13 protein-coding genes are annotated in these 19,251 nt (G+C 58.1%); 9 read left to right on the top strand and 4 right to left on the bottom strand.

Annotated features, from left to right (window positions below; genetic code table 11):
- Window positions 1-34 precede the first annotated feature (34 nt).
- The 4 genes from ACPOL_RS26350 to ACPOL_RS26335 form a co-directional block, all read right to left on the bottom strand.
- Window positions 35-3,043: a DUF7948 domain-containing protein gene (locus ACPOL_RS26350; RefSeq protein WP_114209690.1), complete on the bottom strand. Its 3,009-nt coding sequence runs from the start codon at window positions 3,041-3,043 to the stop codon at window positions 35-37.
- Between the two features lie 309 nt (window positions 3,044-3,352).
- The gene (locus ACPOL_RS26345) at window positions 3,353-6,466 is read right to left on the bottom strand and encodes a DUF7948 domain-containing protein (protein WP_114209689.1); all 3,114 of its coding nucleotides are present in this window, start codon (window positions 6,464-6,466) and stop codon (window positions 3,353-3,355) included.
- A 183-nt stretch (window positions 6,467-6,649) separates the two neighbouring features.
- A complete protein-coding gene (locus tag ACPOL_RS26340) occupies window positions 6,650-7,723 on the bottom strand; it encodes a Gfo/Idh/MocA family oxidoreductase (protein WP_114209688.1) in 1,074 nt (357 codons plus the stop codon).
- Window positions 7,724-7,883: 160 nt separating this feature from the next.
- Window positions 7,884-9,074: a sugar isomerase gene (locus tag ACPOL_RS26335; RefSeq protein WP_114209687.1), complete on the bottom strand. Its 1,191-nt coding sequence runs from the start codon at window positions 9,072-9,074 to the stop codon at window positions 7,884-7,886.
- A 246-nt stretch (window positions 9,075-9,320) separates the two neighbouring features.
- Here ACPOL_RS26335 and rhaT point away from each other — a divergent pair, with 246 nt between their 5' ends.
- From rhaT to ACPOL_RS26290, 9 genes are all read left to right on the top strand, one after another.
- Entirely contained in the window at window positions 9,321-10,508 is a 1,188-nt protein-coding gene (rhaT, locus tag ACPOL_RS26330) for an L-rhamnose/proton symporter RhaT (RefSeq protein WP_114209686.1), read from the top strand.
- A 361-nt stretch (window positions 10,509-10,869) separates the two neighbouring features.
- Window positions 10,870-11,943, top strand: a complete 1,074-nt coding sequence (coxB, locus tag ACPOL_RS26325) for a cytochrome c oxidase subunit II (protein WP_236657051.1) — start codon at window positions 10,870-10,872, stop codon at window positions 11,941-11,943.
- A gap of 27 nt (window positions 11,944-11,970) precedes the next feature.
- On the top strand, window positions 11,971-13,650 hold the full coding sequence (gene ctaD, locus ACPOL_RS26320) for a cytochrome c oxidase subunit I (RefSeq protein ID WP_114209685.1): 1,680 nt from the start codon (window positions 11,971-11,973) through the stop codon (window positions 13,648-13,650).
- 39 nt (window positions 13,651-13,689) lie between these two features.
- The gene (locus tag ACPOL_RS26315) at window positions 13,690-14,286 is read left to right on the top strand and encodes a cytochrome c oxidase subunit 3 (RefSeq protein WP_114209684.1); all 597 of its coding nucleotides are present in this window, start codon (window positions 13,690-13,692) and stop codon (window positions 14,284-14,286) included.
- 9 nt (window positions 14,287-14,295) lie between these two features.
- Window positions 14,296-15,198 carry a cytochrome c oxidase subunit 4 gene (locus ACPOL_RS26310; RefSeq protein WP_236657050.1) on the top strand — a complete coding sequence of 301 codons (903 nt, stop codon included), beginning with the start codon at window positions 14,296-14,298 and terminating at the stop codon, window positions 15,196-15,198.
- Window positions 15,195-15,974, top strand: coding sequence for a c-type cytochrome (locus ACPOL_RS26305; RefSeq protein WP_114209683.1), 780 nt, complete (start codon window positions 15,195-15,197; stop codon window positions 15,972-15,974). Before ACPOL_RS26310 ends, ACPOL_RS26305 begins: the two co-directional genes overlap by 4 nt.
- 14 nt (window positions 15,975-15,988) lie before the next feature.
- Window positions 15,989-16,660: a QcrA and Rieske domain-containing protein gene (locus tag ACPOL_RS26300; RefSeq protein WP_114209682.1), complete on the top strand. Its 672-nt coding sequence runs from the start codon at window positions 15,989-15,991 to the stop codon at window positions 16,658-16,660.
- Window positions 16,648-18,171, top strand: a complete 1,524-nt coding sequence (locus tag ACPOL_RS26295; protein ID WP_114209681.1) for a cytochrome b N-terminal domain-containing protein — start codon at window positions 16,648-16,650, stop codon at window positions 18,169-18,171. Before ACPOL_RS26300 ends, ACPOL_RS26295 begins: the two co-directional genes overlap by 13 nt.
- A gap of 151 nt (window positions 18,172-18,322) precedes the next feature.
- Window positions 18,323-19,186: a cytochrome c oxidase assembly protein gene (locus ACPOL_RS26290; RefSeq protein ID WP_114209680.1), complete on the top strand. Its 864-nt coding sequence runs from the start codon at window positions 18,323-18,325 to the stop codon at window positions 19,184-19,186.
- Window positions 19,187-19,251: the final 65 nt, after the last annotated feature.

Below are 19,251 nucleotides of genomic sequence, written 5' to 3'. Positions count from 1 at the left end.
GCCGTTTTTGTTTACTTGTGAGGCGAAAGATTCATCAATCAACCTCCTGGGTCAGGCCGATGGCGCTGGCCGCATTCGTCGCGCTGCCCGTGTAGGCAGCGGTGATGCTATGCCCGAGAAGGGTCAGATTCGGGATGGTGAAGGTGGCAACTCCATCGACGAGCGGAGCGCTGCCCACAGTCTTGGCACCATGCTTAAAGATGACCGTGCCCGTAGGTGTGGGTCCGGACTCACCCTTCACCGTGGCCACAAAGGTCACTGGCTGCCCCAGGGTTGAGGGATTGCTCAGCGATCGAATCGCAATTGTGGTTGGAAGGGCATGCGGAAGGATGGTGTAGACGGCCGTGCCCACGGCGCTATTCGTATTGCCGCTGCGGACAGCGATTGCTTTCACGGTAGTCGTAGGCCCAAAAACCGTCACCGGGCCGGTATAGAGTGGCGAAGAGGCTGTCGGCATGCTTCCATTTACCGTGTAATGGATTGCCGCACCGGCTGTAGCCGTATCAATCTTGACCGGAACCGGCAGGGAGTATGTCCCACCCAGTCGCGGAAAAGTTGGCGTCGCCACTTGATCGAGGATTGTCTCGGTCAAGGTTCCGGTGCTGGCCGAGTATTTACCCGGTTCGCCCTCATAGCTGGCCACAATGCTATGACTGCCTGGCGTCAGGGTGCTGCTGTAGAAAAGGGCATAGCCGCCATCCAGCACACTGACATTGCCTGCCACGGTGCCGTCCACCAGAAAAGTCACCGTCTCTTCGGGAGTCGCTCCGCTGGAAAGTGGCTCCACATGTGCGGTGAAGGTGACAAGTTCGCCAACGTATGGGCTCGGCACATCGGCAGAGACGGTCGTTGTAGTTGCACCATTGAAGACGAACTTGGCTAGAAATGCCGTGCCATATGGCTGCAAAGCGTCTTTGGTGAATGGAACACCAGTCCCATATCCTGAGAAGTAGAGGTTCTCGAGACTGTCTGTAGCGACAGCGCTGCTTTCGTTAGATAAGATATTCCTAATGCCACCAAAGTAAGTGGAGTAGATCAGAGCGGAACCTTCGCTGTTCAGCTTCGTAGCAACAATACTGTAGGGATATCCAGAGGCAAGCTTCTTCTGATAGGCGTCGCTGGTCACCGGAAAGTCAGACGAAGCGGCAAGTCCGCTGATAGAGGCGTTGCCGTCACTATCGACAGCAATGCTGTTTGCCTCATCGCCCGTAGGGTTATTGTAGATATTGAAGGGTTCTCCCGACCCACCAAGGTAAGTGGAATAAGATAGACCAGAACCCGCAGGATTGAGTTTTGTAACAAACATATTGTAGGAGTTGTTCGAAGCGGCATGGTTCACTTTTTGAAATGCAGTGCTGCTGACCGGCCAATCCGTCGACGACGTCGAACCAGTCACATAGGCGCTCCCCGAAGAATCGACGGCAAGCCCATTCAATCCGTTGTAATCGTAGCCGCCGCCAGAGAGACTTCCAAGATAGGTGGAATAAACCAGAGCCGAGCCGCTTGGATTGAACTTGCTCACAAAGCCGCTGTTAAGTGTAGCGGTCGTCCGAAATGCGCCGTGCGTCGTCGGGAACGCGGGGCCTGCACTTCCGGCTAAGTATGTCGAGCCGGAGCTATCGACGGCAATGCTGGTTACGCTCGCACCACCAGACCCGCCGATATAACTTGAATACGCAAGAGCTGTACCCGCAGGGTTGATCTTTGTGACAAACGCGTTCGAGCAACCACCCGGGCAATCACTCAAAGTGGTCTGATAAGCGCCGGGAGTCACTGGAAAATCAGCGGAGTAGGCGTAGCCTCCTACGTAAGCATTTCCCTCCTTATCCGCTGCAATTGTCGTAGGGGTATCAGGAGAGTTCGATCCGTTGTAGGGGTTATCGTAATCCACCCCTCCTCCACTGCCGCCCAGGTAAGAGGAGAAGATCAGCGCGGAGCCATTGGGATCGAGCTTTGTAATAGTCCCGCTGACGCAAGGGCTTGCTTTGGTCTTGCAAGACTGTTGAAAAGCGCCGGGCGTGATCGGAAAGCCTGCCTGCCCATTAAAGCCGGCAACGTAAGCATTGCCGTCCGGGTCCACTGCAATTGCCGATGGAGAAGCCGGACCTATATAGCTCGAATAAGCCAGTGCTGTGCCGGCAGGATTGATCTTATAGACGAGTATGCCAGATCCATTAAATGCGGCCGTATAGGCAGACCCGCTCGAGTCGATCGCTAGGAAGGGACCGAAATCGGGGACACCAGTCGAGTAAGCCAAGACAGGATCAATCACCAATTCTCGGCTATGGTCATAGTCGCCAATTCGGAATCCAACCGTGTTCCTTGCCAGTAGGGAAAATCTTCCCTCGACGGATTGTTGTTGACCGTTCTTCATTTGGTAAACAACTGGTCGATGGAAGGCGATAGAACCGTGGGGTGCACCCACCATCAGATCTCCACCTTCAGTGAGTCGTAGCGATTTAACTCCCGCGAAGTGGATACGGATCGGTCTCGCCTCAGCCCTGGGTGCGACCACAAAGTCATATTCCAACTGCCGCTCATTCCCGTAGTAGACAAGGTCGACTCCGGGATAAACACCGCTATACTTCACCTTCGCATAAGTCGGAATATTGACGCGCCAATTAGCCGCGACGCTGCCGGTGAAGTAGTTCGCCTTTCCTGGTAGCTCATCACTTCCGCTGACCCGTAGTAGACGGTTCGGACTAACCAGTTCCATACGCAAGATGCCGGTTTTGGTGTGGAGATCCTTGGCCACTGGCTGGTCGCCGTCAACCTTAGTCCAGGCCAAAATAGACGAAGTATCCGTAAGATAGAGCGAATACCCCGGACCTCTGGACAGGAACTTTGTCCGAGGATCGGTCTGTCCCTGGTTGGCCTCAAAGCTGAGCGGCAATTTGCCAACGCTCGCCATCGTTGCGGCGCTGTTGCTCGCGGTTGGAGGCGGAGTCGGTTTAGAGAGCGGAGAGCTGGGTAAAGTTAACTGGCCAAAAACAACTGCTTGACTCAAGGCGACGACAAGACTGCAGGGAAGGATGTGTTTCATATTGGCTCCTTAGAAAGGAAGCAGTTACGATTCATTATTACGCATCCGCTGCTCGCGTGGGCAACTGAGCCGGGATCGTGCGTCCGGCAGAAGCAAACGTCTTCGCCAAAGATAGTCCACCCAAATGCAAAAGAATGTCAATTTACCCAGATCAAGAGAATGCCATTCTGTTAAGCTTCGGGAACTATCAACGAACTCGGACGTGAATACTACGACTTGATCTCTTTCTTTACTGACGACGGCCAGCCACATGGATCGCCGTCGTCAGCTTTCGCAATCGAGAGCGAAAATCCCAAGAGGACACGAGCGCTACTCCGTCACCTCCTGAGTAAATCCCACCGCGCTTGCCGTATTAGTCGCGCTGCCCGTGTAGTAGGCGGTGATGCTATGTCCGTAAAGGCCAAGCCCGCTCAGCGAGAAGGTTGCCACTCCCTTCACCAGCGGAGCGGTTCCTACCGAGGCAGCCCCATTCTTGAAGGTCACCGCCCCCGTCGGCGTCGGACCGGAAGCCGCAGTCACCGTGGCCACGAAGGTCACTGGCTCTCCCAGCGCCGACGGATTGCTCAACGACTTCACCGTTGTTGTCGTTGGAATAGCTTTCGCATTGATGGTGTAGACGGCCGTAGCGACCGCGCTCGGGGTAAAGCCGCTCTCTGGCAACAGCGCGATCGCCTTCACTGTATTCACCGGATAAAAAATAAATACGGGGTTGGTATAGAGCCCGTAGGGCGATACTACCGGCGTGGAACCGTCGGTGGTGTAGTAGATAAGCGCCCCGGGCGTCGAACACTCGATCGCCACTTGGAATAATGCGGGATAGGTCCCTCCAAGTTTTGGAAAGGTCGGCGTAGCCACCTGGCCAGGGACCGCAACCGTAATCGCGCCGTTGCTGGACGAATACTCTGGAAGATCGCCGAAGTAGCTGGCCACAATGGCGTTCTCTCCGATCGGCAGGCTATCGGTCGTATAGACTGCCCGGCCAGTGTTATCCAGAGGAACTTTGGCTGCGCTCGCTCCATTGATGATGAAGTCGATGTTGCCCGGCGGCACGCTGCTTCCGGTCAGAGGCGTCACGTGGGCGGTTAGGATCGCGTTCTCTCCCCGCTGATAGATAGCGCTGTTCGATGTAAGAGTGGTGGTGGTGCCGCCATGGAGAGCAAATTTGGTGATGAACCCATTGCCTATCGCTGCCGCATGGTTCGTGCTTTGAAAGGCGCCACGCGTAACCGGGAAATCAGCGGATGCAGTTGTTCCTACAACATAGGCGTTCCCTGCTGTATCCAATCCGATTGCCGTCGCTCCATCCCCAAGGACAATGGGCGACGCCGCGCCGATGAGACTGCCCGAGCCGCCGAGATAAGTGCCATAGAGGACAGCCGTGCCATCCGTGTTGAGCTCCGCGAAGACGGCGTTGGGCGGATAAGACCCCTCCTCATTCAAAGCACCTTTGAAAGTAGGTTGGAAGGCATCCGGGGTCACCGGAAAACCGGGTGCGGAGTCATAGCCGGCAACAAACGCATGGCCTAGCGGATCAACGGCGATCGCACTTAGACCATCTTCTCCATCTACATAGGCATCGGAGGGAAGAAGGTAAGTACCATAGACTAGAGCAGTGCCGCTGGCGTTGAGTTTGCCTACCCAGTCGCCACCTTTGCTTTGAATAGCGCGAGCGGTAACCGGGCCAGCGGTCGCAACCCCATAAACATTCCCGGAGGGGTCGACCGCAATCGAACCCTGGGGGAAATAAGTGGAATAGATCAGCTTTGAGCCCTCGGGGTTCAGCTTGGTCACAAAGCCCGTGAGATTGTCTCCCGTGAACTTGAAGACCCTGTCGTATGCTCCCGGAGTGATCGGAAAATCAGTCGAATCGGTAGTTCCGCCAATGAAGGCGTCTCCAGCCTTATCGAGAAAAATAGCTTCAGCGCTGACGTAACTGCTTCCACTCAGAAATGTGGAGTAGATAAGACCAGAGCCTGTCGAGTTTAATTCCGTGACAAAACCGGTTGCGGAACCTCGAGCGGCCTTGTCTACCCTCTGAAAGGCGTTTGGCGTTATCGGAAAATCAGTCGAGTAAGTCCTTCCGCTGACATAGGCATTCCCCGCCGGACTCACTGCAATACCGAGACCGAATTCCCCTTGACTTCCCCCAAGCAGCGTGGAGTAGATAAGAGTGGAACCGGTGCTATCCAACTTGCTCACAAATGCCTTGCCAGCTTGGCTGGCTACTCGGTCGTAAGCGACCGGCGTAGTTGGAAAATCAAGCGTGCTTGCCGTACCCGTAGCGTAGACATTTCCAGAAGCGTCGATTGCGATGTCACCGATGCCATTACTGAGATCGGTGTAATCCGTTCCGGTTCCCCCAAAGTACGTCGAGTAGACCAAGGCGGAGCCGGCCGGGTTGAACTTAGTGATAAACGATTCGGTCACCTGTTCATAGTAACCAGGCTTGGTGATTGGGTTTGTTTTTTGGAACGCGTGGGGAGTAACTGGGAAATCCAACGAATTTGCCGCTCCCGTTACATAGGCGCAGCCCTCGGCATCCACCACCACGCCCCCTATCCCATCCCCGGAAGAAGATCCGTCACCGCCATCGTCATAGCCAATCCCGCTGCCGCCCAGATAAGTCGAATAAACCACCGTCGGATCAATCACTACCTCCCGGCTAGGATCGAAAGCACCGAGCTGAAATCCAACCGTGTTTTTGGCCAGCATTTGGAATCGGCCATCGACCCTCTCTCGTTCTCCATCCTTCACCTGATAGACAACCGGCTTGTGAAAAACCACCGTGCCGTTTTTCGCCGCGATATTGAGATCCCCACCGCTGCCCAGCGTCAATTTGCTCGCGCCCCCGAAATGCAGCCGGACAATCTTCGGATCGGCGCCCGGTGCAACCACAAAGTCATATTCCAGCTGCCGCTGGTTGCCGTAGTAGACCAGGTCCACTCCGGCATAAACACCGCTATACTTCACCTTTGCGAAGGTCGGGACATTGCGATGCCACTTTGCGGGATCGTTGCCGACAAAGTAATTCACCTTACCCGGCAGCGCCTCCGCGCCATCTACCTTCAACTCATGCGAAGCACCGGCCAGTTCCATCCGAATTACATCGGTCTTCACCGCCGCGGGAAATGTCTTAGCAGAACTCATACGAGTCGAATCCCGCTTGGTCAAGGCAAGCACGGCCTCCGAGTCGGTGAGGAAGAGCGAATAGTTCTGGCCGCGCGACGCGAACCGCACCCGCGGATCCGTCTGCCCTTGGTTCTCTTCGAAGGTCAGCGGAAGCTTGCCGTAGTTCGCCGTAACACCCGCGGCGGCTGCTCCAGATGCCCGATTAACTTGGTGATTTTGTGATGTTGTTTGGGAGTATGAGAAGAGGGAACTAAGGACAGACAAAGATAAGGTAACAGGCAGAAGGGCCTTCATGATTGCTCCTTTGGGGGGAAAGGAAGCAGGACAGCATCGTTCTCGCGTGCCGCTGCTCTAGTGAATTGTCACTGGCGCAAAGATGCATCGACCCGCTCAGGAACGCGAATGCATCTCGGCTGCGACAATGCGCCGAAACAACCTGAATGTCAACTCAAACTTATGCTGAATGCCAGGCAAGGCCTACGGCAGAGGCCCTAACTCGACAGGCAGCGTCCGTCCCTCCGCGCTGCTCTGCCGCGCCAGTTCGATGATGCGCGTTGTCCGCCAGGCGTCTATGCCCGGGACCGCAACCGCCGCTTCCCCTAAAATAGCGTCGCGAATGTTCTCATAGTAGCCGCGATAATCCCCAGCTTCGGTCCGGATCCGGCTCTCGCTTCCATCCGCCAGCTTGAGGGTCCCCCACAACGACTCAGGCTCTTCACCCCAACCCGGCGAGCCGATCGTCACCCCCGCCTTGATCGCGTCCTCCTGCGGATCGATCCCGAACTTCACAAAGCTCCCCTGCGTCCCATGCAGCGTGAATCGCGCTCCGGGAATCGCCGCCGTCATCGTCGATCGCAGCAGCACCGTGAGCCTCCTCCCATTCCCCTCCGGATAGCTCAGCCGGAGGTCGAATGCATCGTCAGTCAGGCCTGCATCACGGTCGATCCGAATGTCCGCGGTAATCGTCTCCGGCACGTCGAAGAGCGCCAGCGCCTGGTCGATAATGTGACTGCCCAGGTCATAGAGCATCCCGCCACCCGGCGTCACCCCATCTTCCTTCCACATGTTAAGCCGAGGCTCTTGCCGAAACCGGTCATAGTGCGATTCGAAGACAACCAGGCGCCCCAGCACACCGCGGCTGACTAGCTCGCGAAGCGTGCGGAAATCCCCATCCCAGCGTCGATTCTGAAAGGCGGAAAGCACCAGCTTTCGCTCTCGTGCGATATGGATCAACTCCGCCGCTTCGGCCGAAGTCAGCGCGAACGGCTTATCGATCACCACGTGTTTGCCGGCCAGCAGGGCCTGCCGCCCGAGCTCAAAATGGGTGTGGTTCGAGGTCGTCACCGCGACCAGCTGGATGCTCTCGTCGGCAAGCATTTCGTCGACCGAACGGTAGATAGTCGCGTCCGGATAAGCCTGCGCCGCTTCGTCGCCCCTGCGCTGCACAATCGCTGCCAGTTGAAGCCCGTCGACCGCATGGATAAATGCCGTATGGAAGACGCGTCCACCAAGGCCGAAGCCAATGACCGCAGCACGAATCGGTTCTGTCATGAAGACAGGGTACAGCAACTGCCTTATTGTTCCTTCGAGTGTTCGTACCGGAAGCCGTCGGCAACCTTGTTCTCCCAAGCTAACTACAGCCCGGTAGAGTTGTCATCGTGAACGGAGCGCAGCCAAAGTACACGTCCAAAGGGCTGAGTCAGAGAAAGCATCACGCGTATGAAGTAATCGCCTTCATGTTTCTCGCCGCCCGTTCAGCCGTGATCTGCTCCACATACCCGCTCTCCGCGAGTGCCAGCAGGGGGTCTTCGGGAAGCCCCCGCGACCGCCTCCAATCGCGCACCATCGGCCGCACATCCTCCCAGAATGCCGACCGGAAGCACTCCTCCGCCTCGACCAGCTTGCACCCCTGCTGCAGCACCTCTAGCTCTTCCAGATCGACCAGAGCGGCTTTTGCGTAGAGCTCTTCTGCCGTGGCCACAGTCTGCACCATGGCCTCCATCTTGCCTTTAAGGTTATGACTCTGGTCGATCATGAAAGCAATCTCGAGCGAGTTGAGGTCGGGGTCGCTCAGAATCTGATGAAAGATGCGAAAGACTTGATAGGGATCAATCGACCCCAAAGTCAGATCGTCATCCGCATAGCGCCGGTCATTGAAATGGAAGCCGCCGAGCATCTTTAAGTGCAGCAGCCAGGCCACGATCTGTTCGATGTTCTGCGACTGGTAATGATGTCCCGTATCGACCAGCACCAGCGCCTGCGGGCCCGCCGAGCGCGCCAACTCAAGCGCCATGCCCCAGTCAGCGATGTCGGTATGATAGAACGCCGGCTCGAAAGGCTTGTACTCGATCAGCAGGCGTTGCGCCGGACCGAGTGCCGCATGAATGCGGCTGAACGACTCCTCCATCCACACAATCCGCTTGCGAATGCTTTGCGTTCCGGGGTAATTCGAACCATCCGAGACCCAGGGGGAGATATCGCGCGCATCCAGACGCTTCGCGATCTCAACGCAATCGAGCATATGGCTTGTCGCCTTTTCGCGCACCTCCGGATCGGGATTGCAGATCGATCCGTATTTGTAGGCCTGGTCCTGAAACAGATTCGGGTTGATCGACCCGGCGCGAATGCCATACTTTCGCTCCAACTGCTGGATCGCCGGAACATCGTCGGTGCCATTCGGCAAATCCCATTCCACATGCAAAGCCAGCGTCGGGTTGACCCCGGTGAGTGCATTCACCTGTGAGGCGTCGGCAAACTTCTCCTCGATCGAGGTCGCCGCCGACGGCTGCAGAAACTTGCCGAATCGGGTTCCGGTGTTGGCAAATCCCCAGGAGGGAATTTCAATCGAAAAGTGGTCTAACGCCCGCGCAATCCGCTCTGCCTTTGTCTGCCCGTCCGCCATTATGCTCTCCACGACCAAGCCCAGATCGATAGTGAAAAAGTGAGAACAAAATCTCTATTGAAACTTGACTGCAGATCATAGCAGATTCTTCCTCTCCGGTAACGCAATATAAACCAGAGCACTATCGCCTCTCGCTTCTCCTCAAGAAAACCCACGGTGCAATTCAATAGGCATTTCATTTCCTTCCCAGTATCCATTCAGTTGGTTATGATGGTGTCGCTTCAATGCACCTCCGGGAGGAGCTCCTTGCAATTCAATCCGTTGATGGGCGTCTTCTACCACTGGCTCGGTGGACTCGCCTCCGCCAGCTGCTACCTGCCCTTCCGCGGAATCAAACGCTGGTCTTGGGAGACCTACTGGCTGGTGCAGGGTACCTTTAGCTGGATCCTCGCTCCGATCATCATCGCCTCGCTTCTGGTTCCTCACGTCTACTCGGTGCTGCACGCCGCTCCTTCATCCAGCCTCTTCTTCGCCTACTTCTGGGGATGCCTCTGGGGTATCGGCGGCCTCACCTGCGGCCTCTCGATCCGTTATCTCGGCTTCGCTCTCGGCTATCCTATCGTGCTGGGACTCTGCACTGTCTTCGGCACCATCATGCCGCCTGTTTTCAGCGGGACCATGAGCGCCATCCTGCGCGAGAACTCCGGTCACGTCATCCTCCTCGGGCTGGCAGTCTGCGTCCTCGGCATCCTCTTCAGCGGCTTCGCCGGACGCTCCAAGGAAAATGAGCTGACCGAGAGCCAGAAGCAAGAGACGGTCCAGGAATTTCAATACGGCAAAGGGCTTGCCGTCGCTGTGCTCTCGGGAATCATGAGCGCGTGTTTCGCCTATGGTCTCGCTGCAGGCAAGCCCATCGGCGAGATCGCCAAAGCCCAGCTGTTGGCCAACGGCGGCTCCGACATCTGGCAAAACCTGCCCGTCCTTATCGTGGTTATGCTCGGTGGCTTCTCGACCAACTTCATCTGGTGCGCAATCCTTCTCATTCGCAACCGCTCTGCCGGCCAGTACCTGGGAACGCCCGCCCGCGAGAGCGGCCAGAATCTTCTCAAGGCGAAGCTCTCCACGCCGCTAATCGATGAGCTTGCGCATCCGGACGACCATCCGCGGCCTCGCCTCGCATCCCGGATCATGTCGCTCAACTACGCCTTCGCCGCGCTCGCCGGGGTCACCTGGTATTTCCAGTTCTTCTTCTACAGCATGGGCCAGACGAAGATGGGAAAGTATGACTTCTCCAGCTGGACCCTCCACATGGCCAGCATCATGATCTTCGCAACCATCATCGGCATCTTCCTCAAAGAATGGCGCGGCACCAGCCCCCGCACCCGCGGCCTGGTCGCCGGCGGCCTCTTCTTCCTCGTCCTCTCTACCGTGGTCGTTGGCTACGGCAACTACATGAAGGGCCACGAAGACAGCGTCTCCGCCACCAACCGTTAGCGCCCCGCGTCGGATCGCGGGTAGATGCCGGGCGGGCGATGGTCACCGGCTCTGACGACGCTGTTATAGCTTTGCCACCCTCCTTGTCCTGACTGTAGCCGGATTGCTCCCTGACTATTGCTCCCTGACTGCAGCAGAATTGCTCATCGATAGTCATCGACTCTGCATGCGCAAGAATCCATGATTTCGCGCTCCTATTACGGAACAGCCGTATCTGTGGAATAGAACAAAGATCGCCGTAGAGTTCTGTGTCCTCAGTCACAAATCGGGGTAATCTGGTTGTGTTAGCTTCATGGCAATGGAACTCCGATTCATATGCGCCTGAGAGCGCTCATACTTTTCGGTGGAGGTCTAGGCATTTATGGTGACGGGGTTGTGGGCGATGCCGGATTTCGCGGCTCATTGGATGACCCTTCGCACCATTTCATCCTTGACCTTGGCGGCCTGGCGCTTCCTGCCGCCGCTCGCATCGCTGTCTCCGACAAACATGTTGGACCCGGCCGGAACGCCTGCCCGCTCCATCTTTAATCTCACCTGGTTTGTAGGCGGCCTGGTGTTAGGCATCTTCGTGGTCGTCGGCGGCCTTCTGACCTTTATCGTGCTGCGCTATCGTGGGCGCGCGACTGACGACAATATCGAGCCAACCCAGATCTACGGAAGCAACCAGATTGAGCTGTCGTGGACGGTCATCCCGATCCTTCTCGTCTTCATGCTCTTTCTCACCACGGCGCGCGTCATTCTCGGCACCGAGCGTATTCCTAAGCCAGCCGGCGCTCTCGATGTCGCCGTCATTGGCCACCAGTTCTGGTGGGAATATCGTTATCCATCACTCGGCGTCGTCACTGCGAATGAACTTCATGTCCCGGTCAGTGATCCCGCCCATCCCACCCCCACTTACCTCAACACCTCCTCGGCCGATGTGACCCATAATTTCTCCGTGCCGCGGCTCGCTGGCCGCATCGACGTGATCCCCAATCGGGTCAACACCATTTGGATCGATCCTCAGGCAGCCGGTCTCTACCTCGGCCAATGCGCGCAATATTGCGGCACCCAGCACGCCAAGATGTTGTTGCGTGTCTACGCGGACTCACCCGCCGATTTTTCCGCCTGGATCCAGCATCAACAGGCTCCGGCCGCTGACCCGTCAACTCTCAGCCCCCAGCAGCTGGAGGGCAAGTCGGTCTTTGAACACAATGCCTGCGCCAATTGCCATACCGTGAAGGGAACCAGCGCCCAGGGGAAGTTCGGTCCCGATCTCACCCACATGGGTAGCCGCGATACCCTCGGCTCCGGGGCCTTCGCCAACAATCGGCAGAATCTCCATCAATGGATCGACAACCCTGATTCCTTAAAGCCCGGAGCTCTCATGCCGCCCATGCACCTCAACGAGAAGGACCTCAACGCCGTCACCGAGTACTTAACCACGCTGCGTTAATACAGGATCAGCAGAAAGGAGAGAGCTATGGCAACGACCACCGCAGTCGATCTGACCAGCCAGACCAAACCAAAGAAGCTTCTGCTCCAGGTCGCCCACGACTGGCTCACTACGGTCGATCACAAAAAGATCGGCATCATGTATATCGTGTATGCGCTTGTCTTTTTGGTCATCGCCGGATTCATGGCGATGCTGATCCGCATCCAGCTGGCCGTGCCCAATAACCATTTCCTTTCCCCGCAGGTATTCAATCGCTTATTCACCATGCATGGCACCACGATGGTCTTCTTCGTGGGCATGCCGATTCTCTTCGGCTTCGGCAATTACTTGATCCCGCTGATGATCGGCGCGCGGGACATGGCCTTTCCCCGGCTGAATGCCTTCTCTTTCTGGATTTCGGCTTTTGGTGGAATCCTCCTGTATTACAGCTATGTCGGGGGGAGTGGACTCTACGGCGCTGGTTCGGCCCCGGATGTCAGCTGGTGGGCCTACGCGCCGCTGACCGAAAAGGTCTTTTCTCCCGGACATAGCACCGATTACTGGACCTTCTCCATCCTCTTGTCCGGTATCGGTACTACCGGTACGGCGATCAACATCGTCGCCACTATTCTTTCCATGCGGTGCAAGGGCATGACCATGACTCGCCTGCCATTGCTGCCGTGGATTTATCTGGTCACCAGCTTCCTGGTCTTCGTCGCCGTCAGCCCGCTCACCGCCGCCCAGATCATGATCACCATCGATCGCTATCTCGGCGCCCACTTCTTTGATACCCAGGCCGGCGGTTCGGCAATCCTATGGTTCCACTTCTTCTGGATCTTCGGCCATCCCGAGGTATACATCCTCGTCATGCCCGCCTTCGGCTTCATGAATGAGATCATTCCCGTCTTCTCCCGCAAGGCCATCTTCGGCTATCCCGCCATGGTCGCCGCGACGGTCTCGATTGGTTTCATCAGCCTCAGCGTGTGGGCCCACCACATGTTCATCGACGGCTTGGGTGCGGGAGGGAACATCTTCTTCACCGCGGCCACCATGGTCATCTCGGTGCCCACCGGCATCAAGATCTTCAATTGGCTGGCAACCATGTGGGGCGGCAAGATTCAATTCAAAACCCCCATGCTCTTTGCCACCGGCTTTCTCTTCCAGTTCCTCGGGGCCGGACTTACCGGCATCGTCCTCTCTTCCGCGCCCATGGATTGGCAGTTGAATAACACCTACTTCGTCGTCGCTCACTTCCACTATGTGCTCGTCGGAGCCATTCTCTTTGCGCTCTTCGCCGCGTTCTACTACTGGTATCCGAAGATGACCGGACGCATGCTCAGTGAGCGGCTTGGCAAGTGGCATTTCTGGCTCTTCGTCATCGGCTTCCATCTCACCTTCGACCTCATGCATGTGCCAGGCATTCTAGGCATGCCTCGCCGTATCTATACCTACGAGGCAGGACGAGGCTGGGACAGCTGGAACATGCTCGTCAGCGCCGGCGGCTTTATCCAGGCGATCGCCACCGTCATCTTCGTCGTCAACATGGTATGGGCGTTCTACCGCGGCCGTGTCGCAGGACCCGATCCATGGGACGCGTGGACCCTCGAATGGGCGACCACGTCCCCGCCGCCCGACTACAACTTCGCCGTGCCGCCATCGATCAGCAGCCGCCGCCCGCTATGGGACCTCAAACATCCCGAAGATGTGGATAGCCATTATGAATACTAGCCTGATCATCAACGCCGACAGAGACGCAGTTATGCCTCTATGAGCACAATCCCCGTCACTCGCGAGGTAAGCGAAGCTCCATGGACGCTGCCCAGCCGCGGCATCGTCGGCATGGCATGCCTGATCCTTGCCGAGTCGGCCATCTTCATCATCTTCGTCGTCGCCTATGTCTATTACATCGGCAAGAGTCTGAGTGGGCCGACGCCGAAGCAGGTGCTGGAACTTCCCATCGTCGCGACCATCTGCCTGCTTTCCAGCAGCATCACTGCACACGCCGCCGTATCTTCGCTCCGCAAAGATCGGGTGAGTGCCTGCACCGCATGGCTCGGCGCCACCATCTTCCTCGCCCTCGTCTTCCTCTTCTATACGGCGAAGGAATGGTACGAACTCATTTATCACTACGGATTGACCATCCGCACCAACCTCTTCGGCACCACCTTCTATTCGCTCGTCGGTCTGCACGCCACTCACGTCGTCGTCGGTCTGATCATGCTTACCGTCGCCCTGATCGCCGGGCTGCGCAAAGCAATGAACGAGCATCATGCCGAAAAGCTCGAAGTGTTGTCCCTCTATTGGCACTTCGTCGACGCCGTTTGGGTGGTCGTCTTTACCGTCGTTTACGTGCTGGGAAGATGAATCAAGAAAATGTCAGAAAGGGCGGCCATGGCGCATAACGACGGAACCGGTCATGCGGAATCGGAAGGCTTTGTCCAGCTTCCGGCTCCAACCATCTGGCCGCTGATCCTTGCCTTGGGCGTGAGTCTGTCCTTGGCCGGGTTGGTGACTCACTGGGCAATCACCGTATTGGGAGTCTGTCTGGTCCTTCCCGCCATCGTAGGCTGGTTTGTCCAGATCTTCCCCCACGAACGCCACGAACCGGTCGCGGTCAGCACCCAGATCGTTCCCATATCCACCGAATGGATCGTTCATGTCCGGCCGCAGCCGGAGATCGAGCCCTCCGCCGCCACCACTGGCCGCCGACAGGTGCTGCCGCTGGAAAGCTACAGCCTCTTTGTCGGCGTCAAGGGAGGCATTGCCGGCGGCATCGCCATGACCGTGCCCGCTGCGATCTTCGGGCTGCTCAAATATCACAGCGTCTGGTATCCGATCAATCTGCTCGCCGCCGGCGGCTTTGTAAGCTGGGCCAGTGAAAGCGATGCCTTCCTCGCCCAATTCCACCTATATGGTCTGCTCGCTGGCTTCGCTATCCACGCATTTTCCTCGGTCCTGGTAGGCCTGCTATACGGCGCGATCCTTCCCATGTTCCCGAGAAGACCGATCTTGACCGCCGGTTTTATCGCCCCGCTATTTTGGACCGGTCTGCTCTACACGTCTCTTGGCATTCTCAGCCCCATCCTCGATGCCCGCATCAACTGGCTGTGGTTCATCGTCTCGCAGTTCGCCTTCGGACTGGTGGCCGGCTTCGTCGTCAATCTCCAGGTCAGGGTGCGCACTCCCCAGTTCCGGGCGCTCCCGTTCGCCGTTCGTGCCGGCTTGCATACCGATGCGCCGCGAGTCGACGAATCACTAGGGGACAAGAACAAATGAGGGCTTTCAGACTCTTTCTCCTCGGGCTTCTCTCGACTGCCTCCCTCGCCGCGATCGGCTGCCACGACGCACCGGGCAAACCCGGCCCTGAACCCGAAGTCCCCCGGCCCGATCGGGTCCTCGACTTCGCCACGCTTTACCAGGAAAACTGTATCGCCTGTCACGGAAACAACCAGCATCGGGGACCGGCGATTACCATCGCGAACCCTGTATATCTTGCCGTAGCGGGGGAGAGCAATATAGAAAATGTTCTCAACCACGGAGTTCCCGGCGGCCTCATGCCCGCCTTCGGCCAGGTCGGCGGCGGCATGCTCACCGAGCAGCAGGTCGAGGTTCTCGCCAAAGGCCTGATCACGACCTGGGGCAAACCCGGGGTCCTCGACGGTCTGAATGCGCCGACCTACAAGGCCATGCTGAAACCGGATCCCGCTGCCGGACAAAAAGTATTCGTGACCTACTGCGCCCACTGCCACGGCGATAACGGCCAGGGCGCGGATGTCGTCGGTGCGCTCTTCGATCCCGCTTTCCTTGACCTGATCAGCGATCAAAACCTGCGCAGCATCGTCATCGCAGGCCATTCCTCCGACATGCCTAACTTCCATGAGCAGGATCCTGACCATCCCCTCACTGACCAGAACATTACCGACGTCGTGGCCTGGGTGGCCTCTCATCGCAGCACCAGTTCTCTGGCCGCCGCCTCCGCCCCCGTCCCTGAATCCAATACCCCACATGCCGCTTCCACCAAAGTGAAGCACGAACCTTCATCCGTTCGATAGGAGCCGAATAACCAATGACCACCACGGCCTTGCCCCCCGACAGTCCCAAGCCAGAAGAACTGGAGAAGCACCAGCGGCCTGAAGAAGTTTCCCGGCGCCGCTTCCTCTTCAAGCTTTCGATTGCGGCCAACGGTCTGGTCGGAGCCATCTTCGCCGTGCCGATCCTCGGCTACCTGCTCGGCCCCGCCATGAAGAAGCAGAAGAATAGCGATTTCTGGGTCGGCCTCGGACCCGTCGATCAATTTCCCGAAGGCGAGACCAGGCTGGTCAACTTCCGCAATCCCTCGACCACCCCTTGGGACGGTCAGACCGGCGATATCCCTGCCTGGGTCCGCCGCATAGCCGGAAATCAATTCCAGGTCTTCGCCATCAACTGCGCCCATCTCGGTTGCCCGGTGCGCTGGTTCGCCCAGTCGAAGCTCTTCATGTGTCCCTGCCATGGGGGCGCCTATTACCAGGATGGCTCTCGCGCCTCCGGGCCGCCCGAACGCGGTCTCTTCGAATACGCCTACAAAATCGATGGAAACAACCTGATCATCAGCGTAGGCGATCTCCCCACCCTCGCTCGTCCCGGTACCAAGGTCTCCGAATGTCCGGGAGCCGCCAAGCCTCTTGCTCAAGCCCCCCTGGTCCAGATCGCCAGCGAATCTACCCAGCCCGATGGAGGCAAGCCATGGCCAGCCTGAAGCAGAATGCCATCGGCATCTACGATTGGCTCGAGCACCGGCTCGGCCTCGTCAAGCCAACCCTCGAAGCCGCCTCCCACCCCATTCCCGTCAAGACCGAGAGCTGGTGGTATGTCTTTGGCAGCGCCGCCACCATTCTGCTCGGCCTGCAGGTTGTCACCGGTATCCTGCTGGCGCTCGTCTACTCGCCCTCCGCCAGCGATGCCTGGAAGAGCCTCCAGTTCCTCAATCACAACATCGCCCTCGGCTGGTTTCTCCGCGCCATTCACGGCTGGGGTTCCGACTTCATGGTCGCCGTTGTGCTCATTCATCTGTGCCAGGTCTTCCTCTTCGGCGCTTATAAGTTTCCCCGCGAACTCACCTGGATCATCGGTGTCTTCCTGCTCCTGCTGACTTTGGGTATGGCATTCACCGGCCAGGTCCTGCGCTTTGATCAGGACGCCTATTGGGGCCTCGGCATCGGCGCTTCCATCCTCAGCCGCGTGCCCCTCATCGGTGGCCCGGCGGTCAACCTGATGCTGGGTGGACCCATCATCGGAGCAGCCACTCTCTCCCGCTTCTTCGCGCTGCACGTCTTCGTCATTCCCGGCATCTTGATCGGCGCCGTTGGCGTCCATGTCTGGATGGTCCTTCGCCTCGGCATCAATGAATGGCCGATGCCCGGCCGCATCGTTCGCAAGGCTACCTACGAGCGCGAATACCACTCCTTGACTGCAAAGGAAGGCATTCCCTTCGTTCCCGATGGCGCTTGGAAAGACGGCGTCTTTGCCGCTGCCATCATTCTCGCGGTCATCGCCTGTGCGCTCTTCTTCGGCCCCTTCGGTCCCACCGGCCAGCCTGATCCGACCATCATCCAGACCGCTCCCAAACCCGACTTCGCCTTCCTTTGGATCTACGCCGTCCTCGCCTTTCTGCCGCCCAGCATCGAGACGCCGGTGATGTTCATCGTCCCCGTCCTCGCCATCGGCGGCATGCTGCTTCTGCCGTTGGTCTTTCCTGAGGGAGAGAAGCACTGGTCGCGGCGTCCGGTCGCCGTCCTCATGGTCGCCATCATCGCCGTCGCCCTCGGCATCTTCACCCGGCTCGGCACCTACACTCCATGGAGCCCCATCATGAATGCCTGGAGCAGCGACGCCATCCCCGCCCGCTATCTCCACGACCGCACCCCGCTTCAGCTTCAAGGAGCAATCGTCTTTCAGAACAAGCAGTGCCGCAATTGTCACTCCATCGGCAATGTCGGCGGCATGCGCGGTCCGGCGCTCGACGCCGTCGCCGCCCACATGACTTATGACCAGATCGTGCGCCAGGTCGTCCAGGGAGGCGGCAATATGCCCGCCTACGGCAACGCCCTCAATGCCGACGAAACCACCGCCCTGGTCGGCTTTCTCAGCACCTTGCGCGGGAACGACCTCAGTCCGGCCGAAGATGTCTCCGGTAAGCTCACCGATCCTCGCAGCGTCAAGCCTTCCGCCGAAGCCGACCGGTCGAAGTACTTAGGACATCCAAAATAAGCACGCGACCCCAACCGCGATCGACTCTCTCCCCAAAGCACGGGATTGAGCAGCGCAGCACAAATTCGAGCGTCCCAATTCTGGCTCGGAACGCCACCATCCCGGCCCCATCTCCCGAAACCCCGGAACGTCTCTTCCTGAGAGGCGAATCATGAACAGCGCGACCGATGCCATCCTCGCAGAGTGGTCCCCGCCCTGGCTGCTCACCGCCAGCATCCTTGTCTTCGCCGCTATCTACGTACGCGGCTTTCTCGCCATCCGCAAAACCCGGCCCCAGCTCTTTCCCGAGTGGCGCCTCGTTGCTTATCTTTCCGGCCTTGCCACCCTGTGGCTGTCGATTGCCTCGCCCATCGACGGCTTTGCCGATGCGCTGCTCAGCGCCCATATGGTGCAGCACCTGCTGCTCATGTCCGCGGTTCCACCGCTGGTTCTGCTTGGTTCGCCGGTCGTCCCCATCCTCCGCGGTCTACCCCGGGCCTTTACCCGAGTCATCCTGGGCCCGCTCTTTGCGTCGAAACCTCTTCTCAACATCGGACGCTTCCTCACCAAACCATTGGTCGCGTGGCTGGCGTTGAATCTGACCTTCCTGCTCTGGCATACGCCCGCTGCCTACAACTTCGCGCTCTGGAACGAAGGCTGGCATCGTGTCGAACACATCTGCTTCCTCACCGCCGCTTTGCTCTTCTGGTGGCCGGTCGTTCAGCCATGGCCGGCTCATCATCACGACTACCGCTGGGGAATGCTCCTCTACCTGATCACCGCGGACTTCGTCAACACCGCGCTCTCGGCCTTCCTCGCCTTCTGCGATCGACCCGTCTACAGCTATTACTTGCAGAACCCCAATCCGTTCCACGTCAACCCGCTCGATGACCAGGTCGTCGGAGCAGCCATCATGTGGGTGCTGGGATCGATGATCTTCCTTCTGCCCGCAGTGCTGCTTACCTTGAATTTGCTCAGTGGCAGGATGGAGATCGACCGCTCTCCCATAGGGCAGCGCGGACGAACCGTCGGGTAACGAATGACGGCAGCGTTCTGACCCGGCTACTCTCCGGTTCAGCGCGGAATAGAGGGGTTTTCAAA

Origin of the sequence: Acidisarcina polymorpha (assembly GCF_003330725.1) — a bacterium.
GTDB lineage: Bacteria > Acidobacteriota > Terriglobia > Terriglobales > Acidobacteriaceae > Acidisarcina > Acidisarcina polymorpha.
This window is presented reverse-complemented; position numbering and strand designations above follow the sequence as displayed.

Bases quoted from the DNA above. Each gene is read 5' to 3' on its own strand.
- ACPOL_RS26350 (WP_114209690.1), bottom strand. From the start codon at position 3,043: ATGAAACACATCCTTCCCTGCAGTCTTGTCGTCGCCTTGAGTCAAGCA.
- ACPOL_RS26345 (WP_114209689.1), bottom strand. From the start codon at position 6,466: ATGAAGGCCCTTCTGCCTGTTACCTTATCTTTGTCTGTCCTTAGTTCC.
- ACPOL_RS26340 (WP_114209688.1), bottom strand. From the start codon at position 7,723: ATGACAGAACCGATTCGTGCTGCGGTCATTGGCTTCGGCCTTGGTGGA.
- ACPOL_RS26335 (WP_114209687.1), bottom strand. From the start codon at position 9,074: ATGGCGGACGGGCAGACAAAGGCAGAGCGGATTGCGCGGGCGTTAGAC.
- coxB (WP_236657051.1), top strand. From the start codon at position 10,870: ATGGTGACGGGGTTGTGGGCGATGCCGGATTTCGCGGCTCATTGGATG.
- ctaD (WP_114209685.1), top strand. From the start codon at position 11,971: ATGGCAACGACCACCGCAGTCGATCTGACCAGCCAGACCAAACCAAAG.
- ACPOL_RS26315 (WP_114209684.1), top strand. From the start codon at position 13,690: ATGAGCACAATCCCCGTCACTCGCGAGGTAAGCGAAGCTCCATGGACG.
- ACPOL_RS26310 (WP_236657050.1), top strand. From the start codon at position 14,296: ATGTCAGAAAGGGCGGCCATGGCGCATAACGACGGAACCGGTCATGCG.
- ACPOL_RS26305 (WP_114209683.1), top strand. From the start codon at position 15,195: ATGAGGGCTTTCAGACTCTTTCTCCTCGGGCTTCTCTCGACTGCCTCC.
- ACPOL_RS26300 (WP_114209682.1), top strand. From the start codon at position 15,989: ATGACCACCACGGCCTTGCCCCCCGACAGTCCCAAGCCAGAAGAACTG.
- ACPOL_RS26295 (WP_114209681.1), top strand. From the start codon at position 16,648: ATGGCCAGCCTGAAGCAGAATGCCATCGGCATCTACGATTGGCTCGAG.
- ACPOL_RS26290 (WP_114209680.1), top strand. From the start codon at position 18,323: ATGAACAGCGCGACCGATGCCATCCTCGCAGAGTGGTCCCCGCCCTGG.